Genomic DNA, 19,336 nt, shown 5'->3' on the forward strand with positions numbered 1-19,336 from the left:
GCGCCGCCGTGCCCGGCGGCCTCCGGTGGTGCGCCGTAAAGTGGGTGCGATGAGCCGCAGGAGTGAGGTCGCCGCGCTGATCGAGGCCGTCTGCGTCGAGCGCGAGCTGGAGTGGGAGTCCACCGGCGAGACGTCGTACGCGGTCACCCTGCCCGGCACCCACAAGCTCAAGACGATCTGCAACCTGATCGTCGGTGAGCACGCGTTGCGGGTCGAGGCGTTCGTGATGCGCCAGCCCGACGAGCGCCGCGAGGAGCTGTGGGCGTGGCTGCTCCAGCGCAACGCCCGGATGTACGGGGTGTCGTTCTCCATCGACGCGGTCGGCGACGTCTACCTGACCGGGCGGGTCAACCTGGCCGGGGTGGACTCCGACGAGCTGGACCGCCTGCTCGGCTCCGTGCTGACCTACGCCGACGAGTCCTTCGACAGCATGCTGGAGATCGGCTTCGGCACCGCCATCCGCCGGGAGTGGGAGTGGCGGGTCAAGCGGGGTGAGTCGACGGCCAACCTGGCCGCGTTCGCCCACCTCTTCGAGCCCTCGGCGCGGGCCGGGTCGGCCGCCGGAGGTTCGGACCCCTCCTGACGGGTATGCCGCACCGCGCGGTGCGGCACTGGGACCCACCGCGTGCCGAGGACGGACTGTCGAGGAGCGTGTCCCATGGCTCAGCGCAACAGCTCAAGTCGCGGCACGACTGCGACCAAACGCAAGCCGGGCAACCAGACGGCGAACACCCCGGGCATCAACGAATCCGAGATCTCCCGGATGAAGGTCGACGACATCCGGGGTCAGCTGCGCCGGCGCGGGGTCTCGGGGATCTCGGCCATGCGCAAGCCGGACCTGGTGAAGACCATGGTCCGGACGCTGCGGTCCGAGCAGGGCGGGGCGGCCCGGAAGAGCACCGGCCCGGCCGGCCGCCCGTCGGCGACGAAGAAGACGGCCGCGGCGAAGAAGACGACCGCGGCGCGCCGGACCGCGCCGTCGCGGGCCAAGGCCGCGCCGGCCGCGAAGGCCACCGGCGCCCGCGCGAAGGCGGCCCCGGCGAAGAAGACGGCGGGCACTCGGGCGAAGGCGGCCCCCGCGCGGAAGACGGCGGGTGCCCGGGCGAAGGCCGCGCCCGCGAAGAAGACGGCGGGCGCTCGCGCCAAGGCGGCACCGGCGAAGAAGGCGGCGGGCACCCGGGCGAAGGCCGCGCCCGCGCGGAAGGCCGCGGGTGCCCGGGCGGTGCCGGCGAAGAGGGCGGCCGGCACCCGGGCGAAGGCGGCCCCGGCGCGGAAGGCGGCGGCCGCTCCAGGGCCGGCCCTGGCACGGGGTACGGCCGCGACGACCACCCAGATCCGGAGCGGGCGGTCGGCGTCCCGGTCGGTGGGTTCGTCCCAGCAGATCATGTCTCTGGACGATCGTCCCGAACGTCCCGGGCGGAGCCTGGTGACGACCAACCACGAGGTCATCCAGCGGTGGGCCCGGGCTCGCAACGCCAAGCCGGCCACGATCGCGGGCACCGAGCGCGACGACCGCCCCGGCGTGCTGACCTTCAACATCCCCGGATACCGGGAGAGCAGCCGGATCCGCGAGGTCAGCTGGGACGACTGGTTCCGGACGTTCGACCTGCGCGGCCTGAACCTGATCTACCAGGAGCAGATGCGGGACGGCCGGCAGAGCAACTTCTTCCGGACCGAGAACCCGAATCGCGAGGACGGCTGAGGTTTAGGGGAATGGCCGACGGGGATTCGCTTGTTGGCCAGGGAAGAGACCGGAGCAGGGACAGCCGGGTTTCCGACACGGGTGCTGTGACGGGTAAGACAGCGATCCGGGTTGAATCCGGAATCCGGGCGAACTAACTTTATTGCACCGCGCCACGCTTGGAATCGTTCGGGGGAGCGGCGGATCGATCAGATCCGCGCAAGCGAGGTGCGAGGGATCGGGTGGAGTTCACCGTTGGGGGACGGTGCCACCCGTGGACCGGCGGCGCGAGCGGGCGACGCTTACGGGGGTGAGGGTCGCCCGCCGCCGCCGGGCGTACGGTGCGAGCGCCCATCACGACGGGGGTCGTGGTGGGCGCTCGAGCCGTTTCCGGGGACGTTCAGTGCCCCGCCGACACCGTCTCCGACCGCTGCGCCGCGGCCCGCAGCGCGGCCACCCGGCGCTCCCGGGGCGGCCCGGCGAGCAGGTGACCGGCCGCCGCGACCAGGCCCAGGGCGCCCACCACCAGCCAGTGCCGCTCGCCGAGATGCTGGAGGCTGAGCCCGCCCAGCGCCGGCGCCACGAAGGACGCGGCCGGGAAGGTCAGGTAGAACACCGACTGGTAGCGGGCGCGCAGCTCGGGTGGGGCGAGATCCGCGTTGATCTGCGCGTTCGGCGGCGCGGCGAGCATCTGGCCGACCGTCCAGACGACCGCTGCGCCCAGGTAGAGCGGCAGTCCGTCGGCCACGGTCAGCGCCCCGAAGCCGAGCGCCATCAGCCCGGTGGAGACGGCCAGCACGGTCGACTTCCGGTAGGGCTCGATGAGCCGGGGCACGAAGAGCTGCCCGACCACGATCAGCGCGCCGCCGAGCGCCACCACCAGCCCGTACGCCGAGGGGCGCAGGCCGTCGGTCCGCATCGCCAGCGGCATGATCGTCGAGGTCTGCATGGTGAGCACGGCCAGCAGGAAGGTCAGCCCGACGAAGGTCAGGAAGGTGCGGTCGGTCAGCGCGGTGTGCAGACCGGGTCGCCGGCCCGCCACCGCGCGCAGGGTGACCGCCGGGCGGCGGGTCAGGGTCTCCGGCACCTTCAGCGCGATGACCACGGCGGCCGCCAGGGTCGCCGCGGCGTCGACCAGGAACAGCGCCAGGAAGCTGGCCTCGGCCAGCACCCCGGCCAGCAGCGAGGCCACCGCCATGCCCAGGTTGAACGCCCAGAACTGCAGGTTGAACGCGCGCGAGCGGCGGGCCTCGGGCACCACGTCCACGATGGCGGCGACGAACGCCGGGCTGGGCATGGAGTGCGCCAACCCGACGAGCGCGGCCAGTACGGCGATCACCGCCAGGTGCCGGCTGAACGCCAGCGCCACCATCAGGCCGGCCGCGGCCAGGTGGGCGGCGAGCAGGGTGGACCGCCGGCCCCACCGGTCGGCCAGCACCCCGCCGAGCAGCGTGCCGGCCGCGCCACCGGCCCCGTACGCCCCGACCACCAGGCCGGCGAGCGACGGCGAGGCGCCCCGCGCGGCGGTCAGGTAGAGCGACAGGAACAGCATGGCGAAGGCGCCGGCCCGGTTGATGAGCAGGCCGGACCAGAGGTACCAGAAGGTGGCGGGAAGTCCGCCGGCCGTGTCGTCCCACCAGCGCCGCAGGCCGCGCACCCGTCCTCCTGGGAAAGTTTGTTAACCGATCCGCTCTGCTGACCGTAGTGGCCCGTTCAGGCCTTCGCCTGGTGGCGCTGGTCATGACCGCCGGATGGCGTACCTCAGGAGGCGGCGCGGACCGGCTCGGCCGGCGCGGTGGCCGCGGCCTCGGCCGCCTCCGGCACCGGGGTCCGGACCACGGTGACCGGCGTGACCAGGGCACCCGCGCCGCGGAGCCGGGCCGCGCGCCGCTCCCGGGCCGGGCCGGAGACCAGATGGGCCACCGCCATCACGGCGCCGACCACGGCGCAGCCGAGCCAGAGCGCGGTGTTGCCGGCGTGCTCCCGGAGCAGGCCGCCGAGAACCGGCGCGGTCGCCCCGGCGAGCTGCCAGGAGAGCGAAAAGGCGCCCTGGTACCGGCCGCGCAGCGCCGCGGGGGACAGTTCGGCGATGAGGGTGGCGTTGGACGGCGAGTTGAGCATCTCGCCGACCGTCCAGATCAGCACGGTCAGGCCGTAGAGCCACGCGGTGTCGGCGAACGCGGTCAGCCCGAACCCGACGCCCATGACCAGCGCGGCGAGCGCCAGCACGTGCGAGCGGCTCCGGCCCTTGATCAGCTTGGGCACGAAGAGCTGGCCGACCACGATGAGCACCCCGTTGAGCGCGATCACCGAGCCGTAGGTCGCCGGGCTCAGCCCGGAGTCGCCCATGGCGATCGGCAGCATCGAGATGTGCTGGAGGAAGACCAGCGCGCCGAACAGGTTGAGCGCCACGAAGCCCAGGAACACCCGGTCGCCGAGGATGGTCCGCAGGGCCCCCGCGGGGGCGGCCGCACCCTTGCTCACCGGGCCGGCGTGCGCCGACCGGGTCTCACCGACCCTGGTGAAGATGATCAGCGCGGTGATCAGCGTGGTCGCCGCGTCGACCAGGAAGAGCAGCAGGTAGCCGGCCTGCGCGGCGACACCGGCCAGCACCGCGGCGCAGGCGAAGCCCAGGTTGATCGCCCAGTAGTTCAGCGAGAAGGCGCGCAGCCGGTCCTTCTCCGGCACCACGTCGACCATCATGGCGCCGAACGCGGGACGGGCGGCCTCGGCGAAGGTGCCGAGCAGCAGCGCGCCCAGCGCCACCGCCCAGAGCGGCCGGGCCAGGCCGAGCGCGACCATCATGGTGGCCGCGCCGAGGTGCGCCGTGAGCAGGGTGGGCCGGCGTCCCCACCGGTCGGTCAGGGTGCCACCGATCGTGGTGCCGACCGCGCCGCCCACGCCCCAGAGCCCGATGACCAGGCCGGCCTGCGAGGCGGAGAAGTCGCGCTCCTGGGTGAGGTAGATGGCCAGGAAGACCAGGACGAACGAGCCGAGTCGGTTGATCAGGGTGCCGGTCCAGAGGTACCAGAAGGTCCTCGGCAGTCCGCCTGTGGTGTCCCCGAACCAGCCCCGCACCGACCGCATCCCCGCGCCCCCGTTGTGAAGTAATGACCGAGCCATCCTCAGCGCCTTACAACCTAGTCCCGCCCCGGAACGCCGGTCACCAGCTTTTCCACGTGGTGGTCGTCACGACCCGTCCCCGCGTGTCCGCCGACGCGGTACGGCAGGATGATCCGCATGACTGCGAGCGAGGGGCCCACCGTCGGGACGCTGGTCCTGCTGCGGCACGGTGAGAGCGACTGGAACGCCAAGAACCTCTTCACCGGCTGGGTGGACGTCGACCTGACGGCCAAGGGCGAGACCGAGGCGCGGCGCGGCGGTGAGCTGCTCCGCGAGCACAACCTGCTGCCCGACGTGGTGCACACGAGCGTCCTGCGCCGCGCCATCCGCACGGCCGAGCTGGCGCTGAACGCCGCCGACCGGCACTGGATCGCGGTGCGCCGGTCGTGGCGGCTCAACGAGCGGCACTACGGCGCCCTGCAGGGCAAGAACAAGAAGCAGACCCTGGACGAGTACGGCGAGGAGCAGTTCATGCTCTGGCGCCGGTCCTACGACACCCCGCCGCCGCCGATCGACGACGCCGACGAGTGGTCGCAGGTCGGCGACCCCCGCTATGCGCTGCTGCCGACCGAGCTGATGCCGCGTACGGAGTGCCTCAAGGACGTCGTCGAACGGATGCTGCCCTACTGGTACGACTCGATCGTGCCGGACATCCTGGCCGGCCGGACCGTGCTCGTGGCGGCGCACGGCAACTCGCTGCGCGCCCTGGTCAAGCACCTCGACGAGATCTCCGACGAGGCCATCGCCAAGCTGAACATCCCCACCGGCATCCCGCTGCGCTACGACCTGGACACGAACCTGCGCCCCCAGGTCCTCGGCGGGACCTACCTGGACCCGGACGCGGCCAAGGAGGCCGCCGCCGCGGTCGCCAACCAGGGCCGCTGAGATGTAAGGAGGGGCCCCCTGTTAACAGACGTCTGTTAACAGGGGGCCCCTCCTTCTTGCTCAGCTCGCCGAGGGGGAGGTCTCGCCGGTGATCAGGTAGACCACGTGCTCGCCGGCGTTCACCGCGTGGTCGGCGAAGCGCTCGTAGAAGCGGCCCAGCAGGGTCGCGTCGATCGCGGTCTCCACCCCGTACGGCCAGTCGTCGCCGAGCAGCACGCCGAAGAGGCTCTTGTGCAGGTCGTCCATGGTGTCGTCGTCGCGGTCCAGCTCGGCGGCCAGGTCGGCGTCGGGCTTCGCCAGCACCGAGGCGATCTTCTCGGCCATCCGGTCGGCGATGGCGGCCATGTCGGTGAAGACCGGGCGCAGCTCGGCCGGCACCGCCGGCGAGGGGTGCCGGCGCAGCGCCGTCTTGGCGACGTGGTCGGCGAGGTCACCCATCCGCTCCAGGTCGGCGGCCACGTGCAGGGCGGTGATCATGGCGCGCAGGTCGGAGGCGACCGGCGCCTGCCGGGCCAGCAGGTCGCAGACCCGCTCCTCCACGTGCCGGTACAGCTCGTCGATCTCGGCGTCCCGCGCGATCACCGTCTCGGACGCGGAGCGGTCCGCGGTGAGCAGGCCCCGGGTCGCCTGTCGCATGGCCGCCCGCACCCCCTCGGCCATGTCCACCAGCAGTTGGCTGACAATCTGCAGGTCGGCCCGGAACTCGTCGCGCATCGTCACTTCCTGGGGTCGGTGTTCGCCCTTCCGACCGGATGGCCGGATACGGCGTGAGCAGGTGCGCGACCCACGGTAGGCCCGGGGAACCGGCGTCAAGATGAACGCGGGTGAACGACGCGGGGCCCGCGAGTGAACATTCCCGAAAGTGAGAGTGGTTCGTCCCGTTCTGCCCGATGGCCGGGTTAACAATGACCCTACGATCGCCGGGTGGAATGGGCGGTGGCGGTCGCGGTGGCCGTGGCGCTGGTGACCGGACTGGTCGCCGGCCTGTTGCTGTCCGGACCCGTCCAGGAATGGCGCCGCCGGCCGGCGTCGCCGGGGGGCAGGGCCTCCCGCCGCAGCTCAGGGAGGCTCGCAATTCCCGACGACCAGCAGGGCGGGCTCTCCGGGCTCGGCCGCAAGACGGTCGACGCGCTGCGCGCCGGCGTGGTGGTGCTCGACGCGGACGACATGCCGGTGCTCGTGAACCCGGCCGCCCGGGCGATGGGCCTGCTCCGCACCGGGGCGACACCCGGCTCCATCGCCGCGCACCCCTTGATCCGTACCCTCGCCGGGCAGGTCCGCCGCACGGGCGTGCGCCGCGAGATCGAGCTGGACCTGCCCCGCGGCCGCGACAGCGCGGGGGACAACCCGCTGGGTGTGCACCTGCGGGCCATGGGGCTGGGCGCCGGTTACATCTCGATCGAGGCCGCCGACGTCACCGAGTCGCACCGGCTGGCCCGGGTGAGGCGCGACTTCGTGGCTAACGTGAGCCACGAGCTGAAGACCCCGATCGGCGCCCTCCAACTGCTCGCCGAGGCGCTGGTCGACGCCACCGAGCCGGCCGGCGTCGGGCCGGCCGAGCTGTCCGAGGACATGATCGCCGCCCGGCGGTTCGCCGAGCGCATCCAGCACGAGTCGACCCGGCTCGGCCGGCTCGTGCAGGAACTGCTGGAGCTGACCCGCCTCCAGGGCGCCGAGCCGCAGCCCGCCCCCGAGCCCGTCTCGCTGGACTGGGTGATCGCCGAGGTGCTCGACCGGACCCGCACCGCGGCCACCGCCCGGCACGTGGAGATCGTCGTGGACGGGCAGCGGGGGCTCACCGCGTACGGTAGCGACAGCCAGCTCGCCACCGCCGTGGCGAACCTGGTGGAGAACGCCGTCAACTACTCGGGCGAGGACACCACGGTCCGGGTGACCGCCCGGGCCACCGACGAGCACGTCGAGGTCGCCGTCGCCGACCAGGGCATCGGCATCGCCCCGAACGAGGTAGACCGGATCTTCGAGCGGTTCTACCGGGCCGACCAGGCCCGCTCCCGGGCCACCGGGGGCACCGGCCTGGGCCTGGCCATCGTCAAACACATCGCCAGTAACCATGGCGGCCGGGTGGATGTGTCGAGCACTCTTGGTGGGGGGTCGACGTTCACCCTCCGGCTGCCCGCCCGCCCCCCGGACGACCTGGAGGCGACACTCTCCTCCGCTGAGATCGAGGCCGGCCCGGCCGAGCTCCGGCAGGTCTGACCACAGGAAAGGAAACACCCCGTTGAGCCGCGTACTGGTGGTGGAGGACGAGGAATCGTTCTCCGACGCCCTGTCCTACATGCTCCGCAAGGAGGGCTTCGAGGTCTCCGTCGCCGCGACGGGTCCCTCCGCCCTCACCGAGTTCGACCGGACCGGCGCCGACATCGTGCTGCTCGACCTGATGCTGCCGGAGATGTCGGGCACCGAGGTCTGCCGCCAGCTCCGGCAGCGGTCCCACGTGCCCATCATCATGGTCACCGCCCGGGACAGCGAGATCGACAAGGTGGTCGGCCTGGAGATCGGGGCCGACGACTACGTCACCAAGCCGTACTCGCCGCGCGAGCTGGTCGCCCGCATCCGGGCCGTCCTGCGCCGGCAGAGCGCCGACGCGACCGAGTCGGGTGCGCCGACCCTGGCGGCCGGGCCCGTCCGGATGGACATCGAGCGGCACGTGGTGACCGTCGACGGCGCCGCCGTGCAGCTCCCGCTCAAGGAGTTCGAGCTGCTGGAGCTGCTGCTCCGCAACGCCGGCCGGGTGCTCACCCGCGGGCAGCTCATCGACCGGGTCTGGGGCGCCGACTACGTGGGCGACACCAAGACGCTGGACGTGCACGTCAAGCGGCTGCGCTCCAAGGTCGAGCCGGAGCCGTCCGCCCCGCGCTACATCGTCACGGTCCGCGGCCTGGGCTACAAGTTCGAGCCGTGACGGCCGCCCACTGACCCCGCTGTCCGTTCGATCCGCTTCAGGTCGACGAGGTGGCGGTGTCCGGCAGCGTGGTTACCGCCGGCCGGGCCGCCTGAAGTGGGCTCGGTGTGGTCGCCCCGGGCTCGGGCCCGGCCCCGCCCCTTCCGCCTGGGGTCAATGTCCGGTTCGTGCCCGGCCTGGGCTGGTGAGTGGAACGCCATGTGTGTCTCCGGGGCCGGGATACACCCACGGCGTTCCACCGACGGTCCCGGCCTGGGCGGGCTGTCCGGTTCGGCCGGTGGCCGGCGGCACTCTGGCGGCGGAATGGCGGGTGGGCGGGGGTCGTTATGCCCGGTGCACGACCGAGGAAGAGATGCCCCGCCCGGCGGGGTGCCCGGCCCGGGAATGATGGTGGCCGGCCGGTCGTTGGACATGGTCCCGGCGCGACGAAGAGGCCCCCGCCCCGTCCGCCGATGATCCCCCTTGAGACTTCTTGAGCGCCTGACGGTGCTTGCGCCCACCAGCTAAGAGCCGACCCCCCCCCGGTCGGTGTGGTGGTGCGCCGACCCCCGAATGGAGCCATCCCCCATGAACACGATGCTGCGGAAGAGCGTGCTGGGTATTGCTGGTCTGGCCTTCACCGGTGGTGTCTTCGCCGGTCCGGTCGCCGCCCACGCCGACGCCCGCCCCGTGCAGGGCAAGCCGGCCGCCGTCGCGACCGTGCAGGGCGCCCAGTCGCACATCGACCTGAACGACGAGCAGCTCGCGAACGCTAAGGCGATCATCGCGGCGACGAAGAAGGCCGGTCTGCCCGAGCGGGCCGCGGTGATCTCGATCGCCACGAGCCTGCAGGAGTCGAAGCTGGAGAACCTCGGCCACCTCGGCGACGCCAACGACCACGACTCGCTGGGCCTGTTCCAGCAGCGCCCGAGCTCGGGTTGGGGTACGCCGGAGCAGATCACCAACCCCGAGTACGCGACCCTGGCCTTTGAGAAGGGTCTGAAGCAGGTCGACGGCTGGGAGACCATGCCGCTGACCGAGGCCGCGCAGACCGTGCAGGTGTCGGCCTACCCGGACGCCTACGCGCAGTGGGAGCAGCAGGCCACCGACATCGTCGCCCAGCACTGGAACAGCTGACCCAACAACGACCGCTGGCCGGCACCCCAACACGGGGTGCCGGCCAGCGGCGTATCAGCAGACGGAGTCAGGCCAGCCAGGCGTAGCGGCGTTCGGGGCGGCCAGCCGCACCGTACTTCAGGGTGACCTCGGCTCGCCCGGCGACGGAAAAGTGCTCCAGGTAGCGGCGGGCGCTGACCCGGGAGATGCCGACCCGGTCGGCGCACTCGCTGGCCGAGAGCGTCCCCTCGTGCTCGCGGAGCGCGCGTTCCACCAGCTCGGCGGTCTCGGCGCTGAGGCCACGGGGCAGGCTCGCGGTGGCGGCCGGCGAGCCACTGCGGGACAGCACCCGGTCGACGTCGGCCTGGTCGGCGACGACCGCCGCGCGCAGTGCGGTACGGCGGGCGGCGTACTGCTCCAGGCGGGTGCGCAGCTCGTCGAAGCCGAACGGCTTGAGCAGGTAGTTGACCGCGCCGTAGCGGACCGCCCGGCGGACCGCCTCGGCCTCCCGGGCGGCGCTGATCACGAGTACGTCGCAGTCGTGCCGGGCGGCCCGGATCCGGGTCACCACATCCAGGCCGAACATGTCGGGTAGGTACAGATCGAGCAGAACGAGGTCGGGGCGGAGCTGGTTCACCGCGGCCACGGCCTGCTCGCCGGTGCTGGCGGTGCCGACCACCTGGAAGCCGTCGATCCGCTCGACGAAGCCACGGTGGATCCGGGCGACCATGAAGTCGTCGTCGACGACGAGTACGTCGATCATCGCGCTCCCTCCGGCACGGCGCTCAGCACCGACATCCGGGCGGTGAACATCGCGCCCTCGTCGGTGTTGGTCACCGCGACCTCGCCTCCGCGGCGGTGGCAGACCAGCCGGGTGAGCGCGAGGCCGATGCCGCGCTCACCGCCCTCGGCCGCCTTGGTGGTGAAGCCGTGGGTGAACACCTCCTGCGCCAGCTCCGGCGCCACCCCGGGGCCGGAGTCGCGGACCACGATCTCCACCGAGGCGGCGTCCTGGCGCAGCTCGGCCTCGACCCAGGCGGGGCGGTCGGACGGGTCGGCACCCACCGCCTCGACGGCGTTGTCCAGCAGGTTGCCGAGCACGGTGGCCACGTCCGCGGCCAGCTCCGGCGGTAGCCGGTCCAGCCCGGTCCGTTCGGAGACCCGCAACTCCACCCGGCGCTCGGCGGCCACCGCCGATTTGGCCATGAGCAGCGCGGCCACCGCGGTGTCGTGGATCCGGCTGGTCACCGTGAGGTCGAGCGAGGCGCGGTGCCGGCTCAGCGCGTCGACGTACCGAACCACCTCGTCGTGCTCGCCGATCTGGATCAGCCCGGAGATGGTGTGCAACTGGTTGGCGAACTCGTGGGTCTGCGCCCGCAGCAGCTCGGTGGTGCTGCGGAACGAGCCGATCTCCTGTTCAAGGCGGGCCAGCTCGGTCCGGTCCCGCAGCGTGGTGACCGAGCCGAGCCGGCGGCCGTCCTTGCGGACCGTCATCCGGTTCATCACCAGCACCCGGCCGCCCCGGACCACCACCTGGTCCCGGGCCTCCGGGCCGCGACCCGCGCCGGCCAGCACGTCCCGCAGCCGGCCGGTGATCCCCAGCTCGGCGAGACTGCGGCCGAGGCAGTGTTCCGGCAGGTCGAGCAGCCGCCGGCCGACCGCGTTGACCAGGGTGACCCGGTGTTGCGGATCCAGCGCGATCACCCCCTCGGCGATGCCGTGCAGGAGCGCCTCCCGGTGCTCGGCCAGCCCGGCGATCTCCCGGGGCTCCAGGCCGAGGGTCTGGCGCTTGATCCGGCGGGCCAGCAGCCACGACCCGACCACCCCGAGGCCGCAGGCGATGCCCAGGTAGGTGAGCAGGTAGGACGAGGCTCCCACCAGCCGCTCCGACCAGGTCGGTGACTTCTCCCCGACCACCACCACGCCGAGGTACCGGCCGAGGTTCTTCTTCGTCTTCGGGTCGTCGCCGAGCACCGGCACCTGGGCCGTCAGCTCCCGCGACCCGTCGATCTCCAGCTCGCCGAACCAGCTCCGGCCCTGCGCCACTCGGGGGTCGCCGAGCACCACCGGGCTGCCCACCAGCGTCGGGTTGGTCGAGGCGACCACCCGGCCCCGGGCGTTCGCGACGGTCACCGAGGTGACGCCGTACTGGTCGAGGATGTTCCGGACCAGGGGGGCGATCGCCTCGCCGGGTGCGGGTTGGTCGAGCTGGTCGCGGAGCAGGGGGCTGCCGCCGAGCCGTTCGCCCAGGGTGGCGACGCGGCGCCCCTCGACCCGGTTGAAGGTCGCCGCCGACTGCGCCAGCGAGACGGCGGCCACCGCCACCAGCACCACGACGATGATCGCGAGCTGGAGGATCAGCAGCTGCCCGGCGAGCGTACGGCGCCGGGACGTGACCGCGACCACAAAGACCTCAACTTCCGCTGGTGACACAACGCAGACGGGCGACCCGCCCGGAGGCCATCATCTTGCCGCCGGACTCATTCGAAACGGAAGAGAAACATGATGGCAACTAGGAGAAACCTGCTGGTCATGGGCGTGGCCGCCGCGACGGCGTTCGCCCTGGGAGCCTGTGGTGCCACGGCCGGGAAGGACGAGGCCGGCTCCGGAAGCGACGGCAAGCCGGTCAGCGGGCTGCGGATCATGGTCCCGAACACCCCCGGTGGTGGATACGACACCACGGCCCGGACCGCCGCGAAGGTGATGGAGGACGCCAAGATCGCCACCGGCGTGCAGGTGTTCAACCTGCCCGGCGCGGGCGGCACGGTGGGCCTCCAGCGAACCGTGAACGAGAAGGGCAACGGCAAGCTGGCCATGCAGATGGGCCTGGGCGTGGTCGGTGCCTCGTACACCTCCAAGTCGGCGGCGACGCTGACCCAGACCACCCCGCTGGCCAAGATGATCGAGGAGGCCGGCGCCATCGTGGTGCCGAAGGACTCCCCGTACAAGACCATCAACGACCTGGTCGCGGCATGGAAGGCCAACCCGAAGGGCGTCGCGGTCGGCGGCGGCTCCTCGCCCGGCGGCCCGGACCACCTGCTGCCCATGCAGCTCGCCAAGACCGTCGGCATCGATCCCCGCCAGGTCAACTTCGTTTCGTACGACGGCGGCGGCGAACTGCTGCCCGCCGTCCTCGGCGGCAAGGTGGCGTTCGGTGCCAGCGGGTTCGGTGAGTTCCTCGACCAGGTCGAGGCCGGCCAGATCCGCGTCCTCGCGGTCACCAGCGAGGCGCCGATCGAGGCGCTCAAGGACGTTCCGACCCTGAAGTCCGCCGGCATCGACCTGGTCTTCACCAACTGGCGGGGCATCGTCGCGCCGCCCGGCATCAGCGACGCCGACAAGAAGGTCTGGGTCGACGTGCTGACCAAGATGCACGAGTCGGAGGAGTGGAAGGCCGAGCTGAAGAAGCGCGGCTGGACCGACGCCTTCGTCACCGGCGACGAGTTCGGCACCTTCCTGACCGAGCAGGACAAGGCAGTGGCCGACGTGCTCAAGCAACTCGGGTTGGCATGAGCGACATGACGACGCGACCGGACCGGGGCGGCGACCCGCCGTCCCGGCCCCCGGCCGTACCCGACATCCCGGCGCAGCCGACCCCGGAGGAGCCGGCGGCGGCCGGCACCGGCCTCGCGGCGGCCGGGGAAGCGGACGCCGCGCCGAAGCCCGACCGGGCCCAGTACGGAGTCTGTGCGTTCCTGGCCCTGGTCGGCGGGCTGGTCATCGTCGACGCGCTGCGGGTCGGGCACGCGTTGAGCACCGCCGACCCGATCGGCCCCAAGCCGGTGCCGATCCTGCTCGGCGTGCTGCTGCTGATCGTCGCGGCGGTCTACGCGGTGGACGTGGCCCGCGGGGGTGCCGGCGAGCCGGAGGCCGGCGAGGACGTCGACCTGACCACGCCGATCGACTGGCGGACCGTGCTGCTGCTGATCGGCGCGTTCCTGGTCAACGCGGTGCTGATCGACCGGCTCGGCTGGGTGATCAGCGGAACGATCCTCTTCTGGGGCTCGGCCTACGCGCTCGGCAACCGCCACTACGTCCGGAACCTGCTGATCGCCGTCGCGCTGTCGCTGGTCACGTTCTACACGTTCGCCATCGGGCTCGGCGTGAACCTGCCCGCCGGCGTGCTGCAAGGGATCCTGTAATGGACAACCTGGGCAATCTGCTCGACGGGTTCGCCAACGTGGTGACCCCGATGAATCTGCTGTTCGCGCTGCTCGGCGTGACCATCGGCACCGCGGTCGGCGTGCTCCCCGGCATCGGCCCGGCGATGACGGTGGCGCTGCTGCTGCCGGTCACCTACGGGATGGAGCCGGTCCAGGCGCTGATCATGTTCGCCGGCATCTTCTACGGCGGCATGTACGGCGGCTCCACCACGTCGATCCTGCTCAACACCCCCGGCGAGTCGTCCTCGGTGGTGACCGCGATCGAGGGCAACAAGATGGCGAAGGCGGGCCGGGCGGCACAGGCGCTGGCCACCGCCGCGATCGGCTCGTTCGTCGCGGGCACCATCGCCACCCTGCTGCTGGTGGTGGTCACCCCACCGATGGTGCAGTTCGCGATCAGCCTCGGCGCGCCCGACTACTTCGCCGTGATGCTGCTGTCCTTCGTCGCGGTGACCGCGGTGCTCGGCTCCTCCCGGGTACGCGGCTTCGCCTCGCTGCTGATCGGCCTGGTCATCGGCCTGATCGGGATCGATTCGGTGAGCGGCCAGCAGCGGCTCACCTTCGGGCTGCCGCAGCTCGCCGACGGCATCGACGTGGTCGTGGTGGCGGTCGGCATCTTCGCCGTCGGCGAGGCGCTCTGGATCGCCGCCCACCTGCGCCGGAAGTCCGGTGAGGTGATCCCGGTGGGCCAGCCGTGGATGGGGCGGGAGGACTGGAAGCGGTCCTGGAAGCCCTGGTTGCGCGGCACCGCGCTCGGCTTCCCGTTCGGCGCGGTGCCGGCGGGTGGCGCGGAGATTCCCACCTTCCTCTCGTACACCACCGAGAAGAAGCTGTCGAAGCATCCGGAAGACTTCGGCCGGGGCGCGATCGAGGGCGTCGCCGGACCGGAGGCGGCCAACAACGCCTCGGCCGCCGGCACGCTGGTGCCGATGCTCGCCCTCGGCCTGCCCACCAACGCCACCGCCGCGGTGATGCTGGCCGCCCTCCAGCAGTGGGGCTTCCAGCCCGGCCCGCTGCTCTTCACGCGGGAGTCCACGCTGGTCTGGACGCTGATCGCCAGCCTCTTCATCGGCAACCTCCTGCTGCTGGTGCTCAACCTGCCGCTCGCCCCCGCCTGGGCCCGCCTGCTGCGCATCCCGCGCCCGTACCTGTACGCGGGCATCCTGTTCTTCGCCACCATGGGCGCGTACGCGGTCAACGCCCAGCCGTTCGACCTGTTCCTGCTGCTCACGCTCGGTCTGCTCGGCTTCGGGATGCGCCGCTTCGGGCTGCCGATCCTGCCGCTGATCGTCGGGGTGATCCTCGGCCCGCGCGCCGAACTCCAGGGCCGGCGGGCGTTGCAGCTCTCCGGCGGTGAGCTGCACGGCCTGATCGGCGGCTGGGTGTCCTGGCTGATCTACGCCACGATTGCCGTGGTGCTCCTCTGGCCGCTGATCGGTCGGTTCGTGGTCCGCCCGTTGCGGGGAAGGTTGGTGACCGGATGACCGTGCTGGTGGGGTACGTCCCCTCGCCGCTGGGCGAGGCGGCCGTGCGGGCCGCGATCGAGCAGGCACGGTTCCGCGACGAGCCGGTGCTGGTGGTGAACACCTCGCGCGGCGACGCGTACGTCGACCCGCGTTTCGCCCCGGAGGACGACCTGGACCGGGTGGTCCGCGAGTTGGTCGCCGCCGGGGTGCCGCACAACGTCCGGCAGCTCATGCGGGGACGGGATGCGGCCGAGGAGATCGCCGAGATCGTCGAGGCGGAGCAGATCTCGCTGGTCGTCATCGGGATCCGGCACCGCACCCCGGTCGGCAAGCTGATCATGGGGTCGACCGCGCAGGAGATCCTGCTCCGGGTGCCCTGCCCGGTCCTCGCGGTGAAGGCCGACTGAATGGAGCCCGGGGACCTCGCCGGCCCCGGGCGCGCCCAGACCGCGCTGCTGCTCGCGCACACGATCGTGGTGCAGGCGGTGACCTTCATGCTCCGGCCGGCGTCCGCGTACCGGGCGTTGGAGCTGGACGTGCCGGGGGCCTGGCTGGGCGTGCTCGGGGCCAGCTTCGCCGTCGTACCCCTGGTGCTGGCCGTGCCCTCCGGGCACGCCGTGGACCGGCTCGGCGAGCGCCGGGTCGCGCTCGCCGGGTCGGCAATGCTGGTCGCCGCCGGCCTCGGCTTCGTGCTGCTCGCCGGCTCGGTGGTCGGCCTGGTCGTGGCGAGCATGGCACTCGGCACCGCACACCTCTGTGCGGTGGTCGCCCAGCAGGCGCTGGTCGCCAACCGCACGCCGGCCCACCGGTACGACGCCGCGTTCGGCTACTACACCTTCGCCGCCTCGCTGGGGCAGGCGCTCGGCCCCGGCCTGATCGTGCTCTTCGGCGGGGACCGCCCGATCCCCGACACCCGGGCCATCTTCCTCGGCGCCACGGTGGTGGCGTTGCCGCTGCTGGTCGTGACGCTGTTCCTGCACCCGTCGGCGCACCACCGGCAGTCCGCCGACGGTCCCGGCGCCGGTGGTCTGCGCGACCTGCTGCGCCGGCCCGGCCTGGTCCGCGCCCTCACGGTCAGCTGCGTCGTCCTGGCGGCGGTCGACATCAGCCTGGTCTACCTGCCCGCCCTCGGGACGGAACGGGGGATCGCCGCCGGTTCGATCGGCATCCTGCTCGGGGTCCGGGCGGTCGCCTCGATGGCGTCCCGGCTGCTGCTCGGCCGGCTGGTGGCGGCCCTCGGACGGCGGGTCGTGCTGGTCGGCACCGTGGCACTCTCCGCCGTGGGACTCGGCCTGCTGCTGCCGCCGCTGCCGTTCCCGGTGCTGGTCCTGGTGGTGACCGTCGCCGGGCTCGGACTCGGTGCGGGCCAGCCGCTCACCATGTCGTTCCTGGCCGAGGTGGCGCCGCCCGGGCTGCGGGGCCGGGCCATGTCGCTGCGGCTCACCGGCAACCGGCTCGGCCAGGTGCTCATCCCCAGCGCGGCCGGGGTGCTCGCCGCGGGAGCCGGCGCGGCCGGCGTCCTTGCCTGCACCGCCGCCGGCCTCGGCGCGGCGGCCGTGGCCGCCACCGGCCTGCACCGCGCACCGCCCACCGACTCCCACCCCTGAGAGAAAGAAGGATGCCCATGGAGACGCCGAGCACCGCCGACCTCTACGACCGGTACGGCGAGGCCCTCAGCTCGTGCGACACGCAGCTGCGCCAGTTCGGCGCGGTGCGGGCCTTCGGCGGACCGGCCGTGACGGTGCGCTGCTTCGAGGACAACGCCCTGCTCAAGTCGATCGTCTCGGAGCCGGGGGAGGGCCGGGTGCTGGTGGTCGACGGCGGCGGCTCGCTGCACACCGCCCTGATGGGTGACCTCATCGCCGGCACGGCAGCGGAGAACGGCTGGGCCGGCGTGGTGATCAACGGCGCGGTCCGCGACGTCGTCGCCCTCGCTGCCCTGCCGATCGGCATCAAGGCGCTCGGCACGAACCCGCGCAAGAGCGCCAAGACCGGCGCCGGTGAGCGGGACGTGCCGGTGTCGTTCGGCGACTGCGTCTTCCCGCCCGGTGCGGAGGTGCACAGCGACGACGACGGCGTCGTCGTCCTGCCGGTCGCCGGGCGGGACTAGCCCTCGGTGGCCGGGTGCGGGGCGACCTGGCCCTGACGGAGCCGGGCCGCGCAGAGCTCGGCCAGCTTCGCGTACGCGGGGGCGCCGATCAGCGCGGTCAGCTCCGGGCCGTAGGAGATGTACATGGGCTCGGTGCCGACGTGCGCGTCGGTGGAGGAGGTGCACCACCAGTCCAGGTCGTGACCCCCCGCGCCCCAGCCGCGCCGGTCGAACTCGGCGAGCGTGGAGACCAGCACCTTGGTGTTGTCCGGCCGCTTGTGCCAGTCCTGGTCGCGGCGGATCGGCAGCTGCCAGCAGACGTCCGGCTTGTATTCGAGCGGGTGCACCCCGTCGCGCAGCGCCTGGGCGTGCAGCGCGCAGCCGCCCCCACCGGGGAAGTCGGCGTCGTTGAGGAAGACGCAGGGCGCGTCGACGGCGCGGGTGGCCGTCCGGCGGGCCGGGGTCTTCCCGTCGATCGTGTCGTTCTCGGTCCAGTTCTTGAAGCCCCGGCGGAAGTGCTGCCAGGTCTCCGGGGTGAGTCGCTTGACCGCCGCCCGGACCCGCTTCTCGTCGTCGGCGTCGGTGAAGAACGCGCCGTGCGAGCAGCAGCCGTCCGCGGCGCGGCCCGCGACGATGCCGTGGCAGCCCTGGCCGAAGATGCACGTCCAGCGGGAGAGCAGCCAGGTCAGGTCAGCGCGCACCACGTGCTTGGCGTCGGCCGGGTCGACGAACTCGATCCACTCCCGGGGGAAGTCCAGCCCGACCTCCCGGCTACGGGGGTCGTCAGGGTCGTCCACCAGCACGTGAAGCTCGATCTGCCCAGTCACCCGGACCAGCGTACGCGCGGTGACCCCGCCCGGCTGGCGAGCCGGCGAAACGTGTTGGCCCTAGGGTCGTCACCATGCGACTGGGTGTCCTCGACGTCGGTTCCAACACGGTGCACCTGCTGGTGGTCGACGCCCATCACGGCGCACACCCGTGGCCGGCGCACTCGGAGAAGGTGGTGCTGCGGCTGGCCGAGCAGATCGGCCCGGACGGGGCGCTGACCGACGTGGGCGCCGACGGGCTGGTCAAGGCCGTGAGCATGGCCCGCGCGGCGGCGGACGGGCTGGACGCCGACGACCTGCTGGCGTTCGCGACGAGCGCGGTCCGCGACGCCACCAACGCGGGCGAGGTGCTGGCCCGCGTCCGGGACGAGACCGGCGTACGCCTGGAGGTGCTCTCCGGTGCGGACGAGGCGCGGATGACCTTCCTGGCGGTGCGGCGCTGGTTCGGGTGGTCCGCCGGCCGGCTGCTCGTGATGGACATCGGGGGCGGCTCGCTGGAGCTGGCCGCCGGCATCGACGAGGGGCCCGACGTGGCGGTCTCGCTGCCGCTGGGCGCGGGGCGGCTGAGCCGGGAGCGGCTGAAGGTCGACCCGTCCGGCGCCGTGCCGCCGTCGGCCGAGGCCGTGGAGGAGCTGCGGGAGTACGTCGACGCGCACCTCGATCCGGTGGTCGAGCAGCTCACCGAGGTCGGCTGGGAGCGTCCGGTGGCCACCTCGAAGACATTCCGGACGCTGGCTCGGCTGGCCGGCGCGGCGCCCTCCGGGGCCGGGCTGTGGGCGCGGCGCAGCCTGACCCGTACCGGCCTGCGGCAGGTGCTCGGGTTCATCCGGCACATCCCGCCGGCCCAGCTGCCCGAGCTGGAGGGGGTCAGCGCGCAGCGGGCCCACCAGCTCCTCGCCGGGGCGGTGGTGGCCGAGGCGGTGCTGCGCCGGCTCGACGTGGACAGCCTGGACATCTGCCCCTGGGCGCTGCGCGAGGGAGTCATCCTGCGCCGGCTGGATCAGCTGGCGCCGATGTGATCCCGGTCTGCCGTTTCAAGTGGTTTGCTCATGCTCGTCCCGATGCGCCGTGGCGGGTGCGGCTA

19 protein-coding genes are annotated in these 19,336 nt (G+C 72.5%); 13 read left to right on the plus strand and 6 right to left on the minus strand.

All coding sequences use genetic code 11. The features are described 5' to 3' along the window. The first annotated feature begins 49 nt into the window (after nucleotides 1-49). Nucleotides 50-583, plus strand: a complete 534-nt coding sequence (locus RMN56_RS14420; protein WP_313724275.1) for a type III secretion system chaperone family protein — start codon at nucleotides 50-52, stop codon at nucleotides 581-583. Nucleotides 584-658: 75 nt separating this feature from the next. Continuing rightward, nucleotides 659-1,702, plus strand: a complete 1,044-nt coding sequence (locus RMN56_RS14425; RefSeq protein WP_313724276.1) for a hypothetical protein — start codon at nucleotides 659-661, stop codon at nucleotides 1,700-1,702. Nucleotides 1,703-2,081: 379 nt separating this feature from the next. On the opposite strand, the gene RMN56_RS14430 is transcribed toward RMN56_RS14425, so the two are convergent. Together RMN56_RS14430 and RMN56_RS14435 are read right to left on the minus strand one after the other, a co-directional pair. After that, nucleotides 2,082-3,338, minus strand: a complete 1,257-nt coding sequence (locus RMN56_RS14430) for an MFS transporter (RefSeq protein ID WP_313724277.1) — start codon at nucleotides 3,336-3,338, stop codon at nucleotides 2,082-2,084. A gap of 104 nt (nucleotides 3,339-3,442) precedes the next feature. Further along, nucleotides 3,443-4,768 (minus strand): MDR family MFS transporter, encoded by a 1,326-nt coding sequence (locus RMN56_RS14435; protein ID WP_313724278.1) that lies wholly within the window; start codon nucleotides 4,766-4,768, stop codon nucleotides 3,443-3,445. A gap of 153 nt (nucleotides 4,769-4,921) precedes the next feature. Here RMN56_RS14435 and RMN56_RS14440 point away from each other — a divergent pair, with 153 nt between their 5' ends. Then, on the plus strand, nucleotides 4,922-5,689 hold the full coding sequence (locus RMN56_RS14440; RefSeq protein ID WP_313724279.1) for a phosphoglyceromutase: 768 nt from the start codon (nucleotides 4,922-4,924) through the stop codon (nucleotides 5,687-5,689). A gap of 60 nt (nucleotides 5,690-5,749) precedes the next feature. On the opposite strand, the gene phoU is transcribed toward RMN56_RS14440, so the two are convergent. After that, nucleotides 5,750-6,403, minus strand: coding sequence for a phosphate signaling complex protein PhoU (phoU, locus tag RMN56_RS14445; protein ID WP_313724280.1), 654 nt, complete (start codon nucleotides 6,401-6,403; stop codon nucleotides 5,750-5,752). A 210-nt stretch (nucleotides 6,404-6,613) separates the two neighbouring features. On the opposite strand from phoU, the gene RMN56_RS14450 reads away from it, so the two are divergent. From RMN56_RS14450 to RMN56_RS14460, 3 genes are all read left to right on the plus strand, one after another. Then, a complete protein-coding gene (locus RMN56_RS14450; protein WP_313724281.1) occupies nucleotides 6,614-7,906 on the plus strand; it encodes a sensor histidine kinase in 1,293 nt (430 codons plus the stop codon). Between the two features lie 22 nt (nucleotides 7,907-7,928). Continuing rightward, the gene (locus tag RMN56_RS14455) at nucleotides 7,929-8,612 is read left to right on the plus strand and encodes a response regulator (protein ID WP_313724282.1); all 684 of its coding nucleotides are present in this window, start codon (nucleotides 7,929-7,931) and stop codon (nucleotides 8,610-8,612) included. 567 nt (nucleotides 8,613-9,179) lie between these two features. Continuing rightward, entirely contained in the window at nucleotides 9,180-9,728 is a 549-nt protein-coding gene (locus RMN56_RS14460) for a hypothetical protein (RefSeq protein WP_313722295.1), read from the plus strand. Nucleotides 9,729-9,795: 67 nt separating this feature from the next. On the opposite strand, the gene RMN56_RS14465 is transcribed toward RMN56_RS14460, so the two are convergent. Then, on the minus strand, nucleotides 9,796-10,470 hold the full coding sequence (locus RMN56_RS14465; protein WP_313724283.1) for a response regulator: 675 nt from the start codon (nucleotides 10,468-10,470) through the stop codon (nucleotides 9,796-9,798). Next, entirely contained in the window at nucleotides 10,467-12,113 is a 1,647-nt protein-coding gene (locus tag RMN56_RS14470; RefSeq protein ID WP_313724284.1) for a sensor histidine kinase, read from the minus strand. Before RMN56_RS14470 ends, RMN56_RS14465 begins: the two co-directional genes overlap by 4 nt. Before the next feature lie 99 nt (nucleotides 12,114-12,212). Between RMN56_RS14470 and RMN56_RS14475 the strand changes: the two genes are divergently transcribed. The 6 genes from RMN56_RS14475 to rraA are packed head-to-tail and all read left to right on the plus strand — an operon-like array spanning nucleotide 12,213 to nucleotide 17,446. Beyond that, on the plus strand, nucleotides 12,213-13,220 hold the full coding sequence (locus RMN56_RS14475; RefSeq protein ID WP_313724285.1) for a Bug family tripartite tricarboxylate transporter substrate binding protein: 1,008 nt from the start codon (nucleotides 12,213-12,215) through the stop codon (nucleotides 13,218-13,220). A 5-nt stretch (nucleotides 13,221-13,225) separates the two neighbouring features. Further along, the gene (locus RMN56_RS14480) at nucleotides 13,226-13,849 is read left to right on the plus strand and encodes a tripartite tricarboxylate transporter TctB family protein (RefSeq protein WP_313724286.1); all 624 of its coding nucleotides are present in this window, start codon (nucleotides 13,226-13,228) and stop codon (nucleotides 13,847-13,849) included. After that, nucleotides 13,849-15,354, plus strand: coding sequence for a tripartite tricarboxylate transporter permease (locus RMN56_RS14485; protein WP_313724287.1), 1,506 nt, complete (start codon nucleotides 13,849-13,851; stop codon nucleotides 15,352-15,354). The genes RMN56_RS14480 and RMN56_RS14485 overlap by 1 nt, the downstream gene beginning before the upstream one ends. Next, nucleotides 15,351-15,743 carry a universal stress protein gene (locus RMN56_RS14490; RefSeq protein ID WP_313724288.1) on the plus strand — a complete coding sequence of 131 codons (393 nt, stop codon included), beginning with the start codon at nucleotides 15,351-15,353 and terminating at the stop codon, nucleotides 15,741-15,743. Before RMN56_RS14485 ends, RMN56_RS14490 begins: the two co-directional genes overlap by 4 nt. Next, entirely contained in the window at nucleotides 15,744-16,943 is a 1,200-nt protein-coding gene (locus tag RMN56_RS14495) for an MFS transporter (RefSeq protein WP_313724289.1), read from the plus strand. It begins immediately after the preceding gene. A 17-nt stretch (nucleotides 16,944-16,960) separates the two neighbouring features. Beyond that, entirely contained in the window at nucleotides 16,961-17,446 is a 486-nt protein-coding gene (gene rraA, locus RMN56_RS14500) for a ribonuclease E activity regulator RraA (RefSeq protein ID WP_313724290.1), read from the plus strand. Here rraA and RMN56_RS14505 read toward each other — a convergent pair. Continuing rightward, a complete protein-coding gene (locus tag RMN56_RS14505) occupies nucleotides 17,443-18,252 on the minus strand; it encodes a DUF3109 family protein (protein WP_313724291.1) in 810 nt (269 codons plus the stop codon). The two genes, rraA and RMN56_RS14505, sit on opposite strands and share 4 nt — an antisense overlap. 74 nt (nucleotides 18,253-18,326) lie before the next feature. Between RMN56_RS14505 and RMN56_RS14510 the strand changes: the two genes are divergently transcribed. After that, entirely contained in the window at nucleotides 18,327-19,271 is a 945-nt protein-coding gene (locus RMN56_RS14510; protein WP_313724292.1) for a Ppx/GppA phosphatase family protein, read from the plus strand. The last annotated feature ends 65 nt before the right edge of the window (nucleotides 19,272-19,336 follow it).

Source organism: Micromonospora halotolerans (assembly GCF_032108445.1).
Classification (GTDB): Bacteria; Actinomycetota; Actinomycetes; order Mycobacteriales; family Micromonosporaceae; genus Micromonospora; species Micromonospora halotolerans.

Coding starts and splice junctions, on each gene's coding strand:
- RMN56_RS14465 (WP_313724283.1), bottom strand. CDS start 10,470: ATGATCGACGTACTCGTCGTCGACGACGACTTCATGGTCGCCCGGATC.
- RMN56_RS14420 (WP_313724275.1), top strand. CDS start 50: ATGAGCCGCAGGAGTGAGGTCGCCGCGCTGATCGAGGCCGTCTGCGTC.
- RMN56_RS14435 (WP_313724278.1), bottom strand. CDS start 4,768: ATGCGGTCGGTGCGGGGCTGGTTCGGGGACACCACAGGCGGACTGCCG.
- RMN56_RS14475 (WP_313724285.1), top strand. CDS start 12,213: ATGGCAACTAGGAGAAACCTGCTGGTCATGGGCGTGGCCGCCGCGACG.
- RMN56_RS14485 (WP_313724287.1), top strand. CDS start 13,849: ATGGACAACCTGGGCAATCTGCTCGACGGGTTCGCCAACGTGGTGACC.
- RMN56_RS14510 (WP_313724292.1), top strand. CDS start 18,327: ATGCGACTGGGTGTCCTCGACGTCGGTTCCAACACGGTGCACCTGCTG.
- RMN56_RS14460 (WP_313722295.1), top strand. CDS start 9,180: ATGAACACGATGCTGCGGAAGAGCGTGCTGGGTATTGCTGGTCTGGCC.
- phoU (WP_313724280.1), bottom strand. CDS start 6,403: ATGCGCGACGAGTTCCGGGCCGACCTGCAGATTGTCAGCCAACTGCTG.
- RMN56_RS14425 (WP_313724276.1), top strand. CDS start 659: ATGGCTCAGCGCAACAGCTCAAGTCGCGGCACGACTGCGACCAAACGC.
- RMN56_RS14495 (WP_313724289.1), top strand. CDS start 15,744: ATGGAGCCCGGGGACCTCGCCGGCCCCGGGCGCGCCCAGACCGCGCTG.
- RMN56_RS14480 (WP_313724286.1), top strand. CDS start 13,226: ATGACGACGCGACCGGACCGGGGCGGCGACCCGCCGTCCCGGCCCCCG.
- rraA (WP_313724290.1), top strand. CDS start 16,961: ATGGAGACGCCGAGCACCGCCGACCTCTACGACCGGTACGGCGAGGCC.
- RMN56_RS14440 (WP_313724279.1), top strand. CDS start 4,922: ATGACTGCGAGCGAGGGGCCCACCGTCGGGACGCTGGTCCTGCTGCGG.
- RMN56_RS14490 (WP_313724288.1), top strand. CDS start 15,351: ATGACCGTGCTGGTGGGGTACGTCCCCTCGCCGCTGGGCGAGGCGGCC.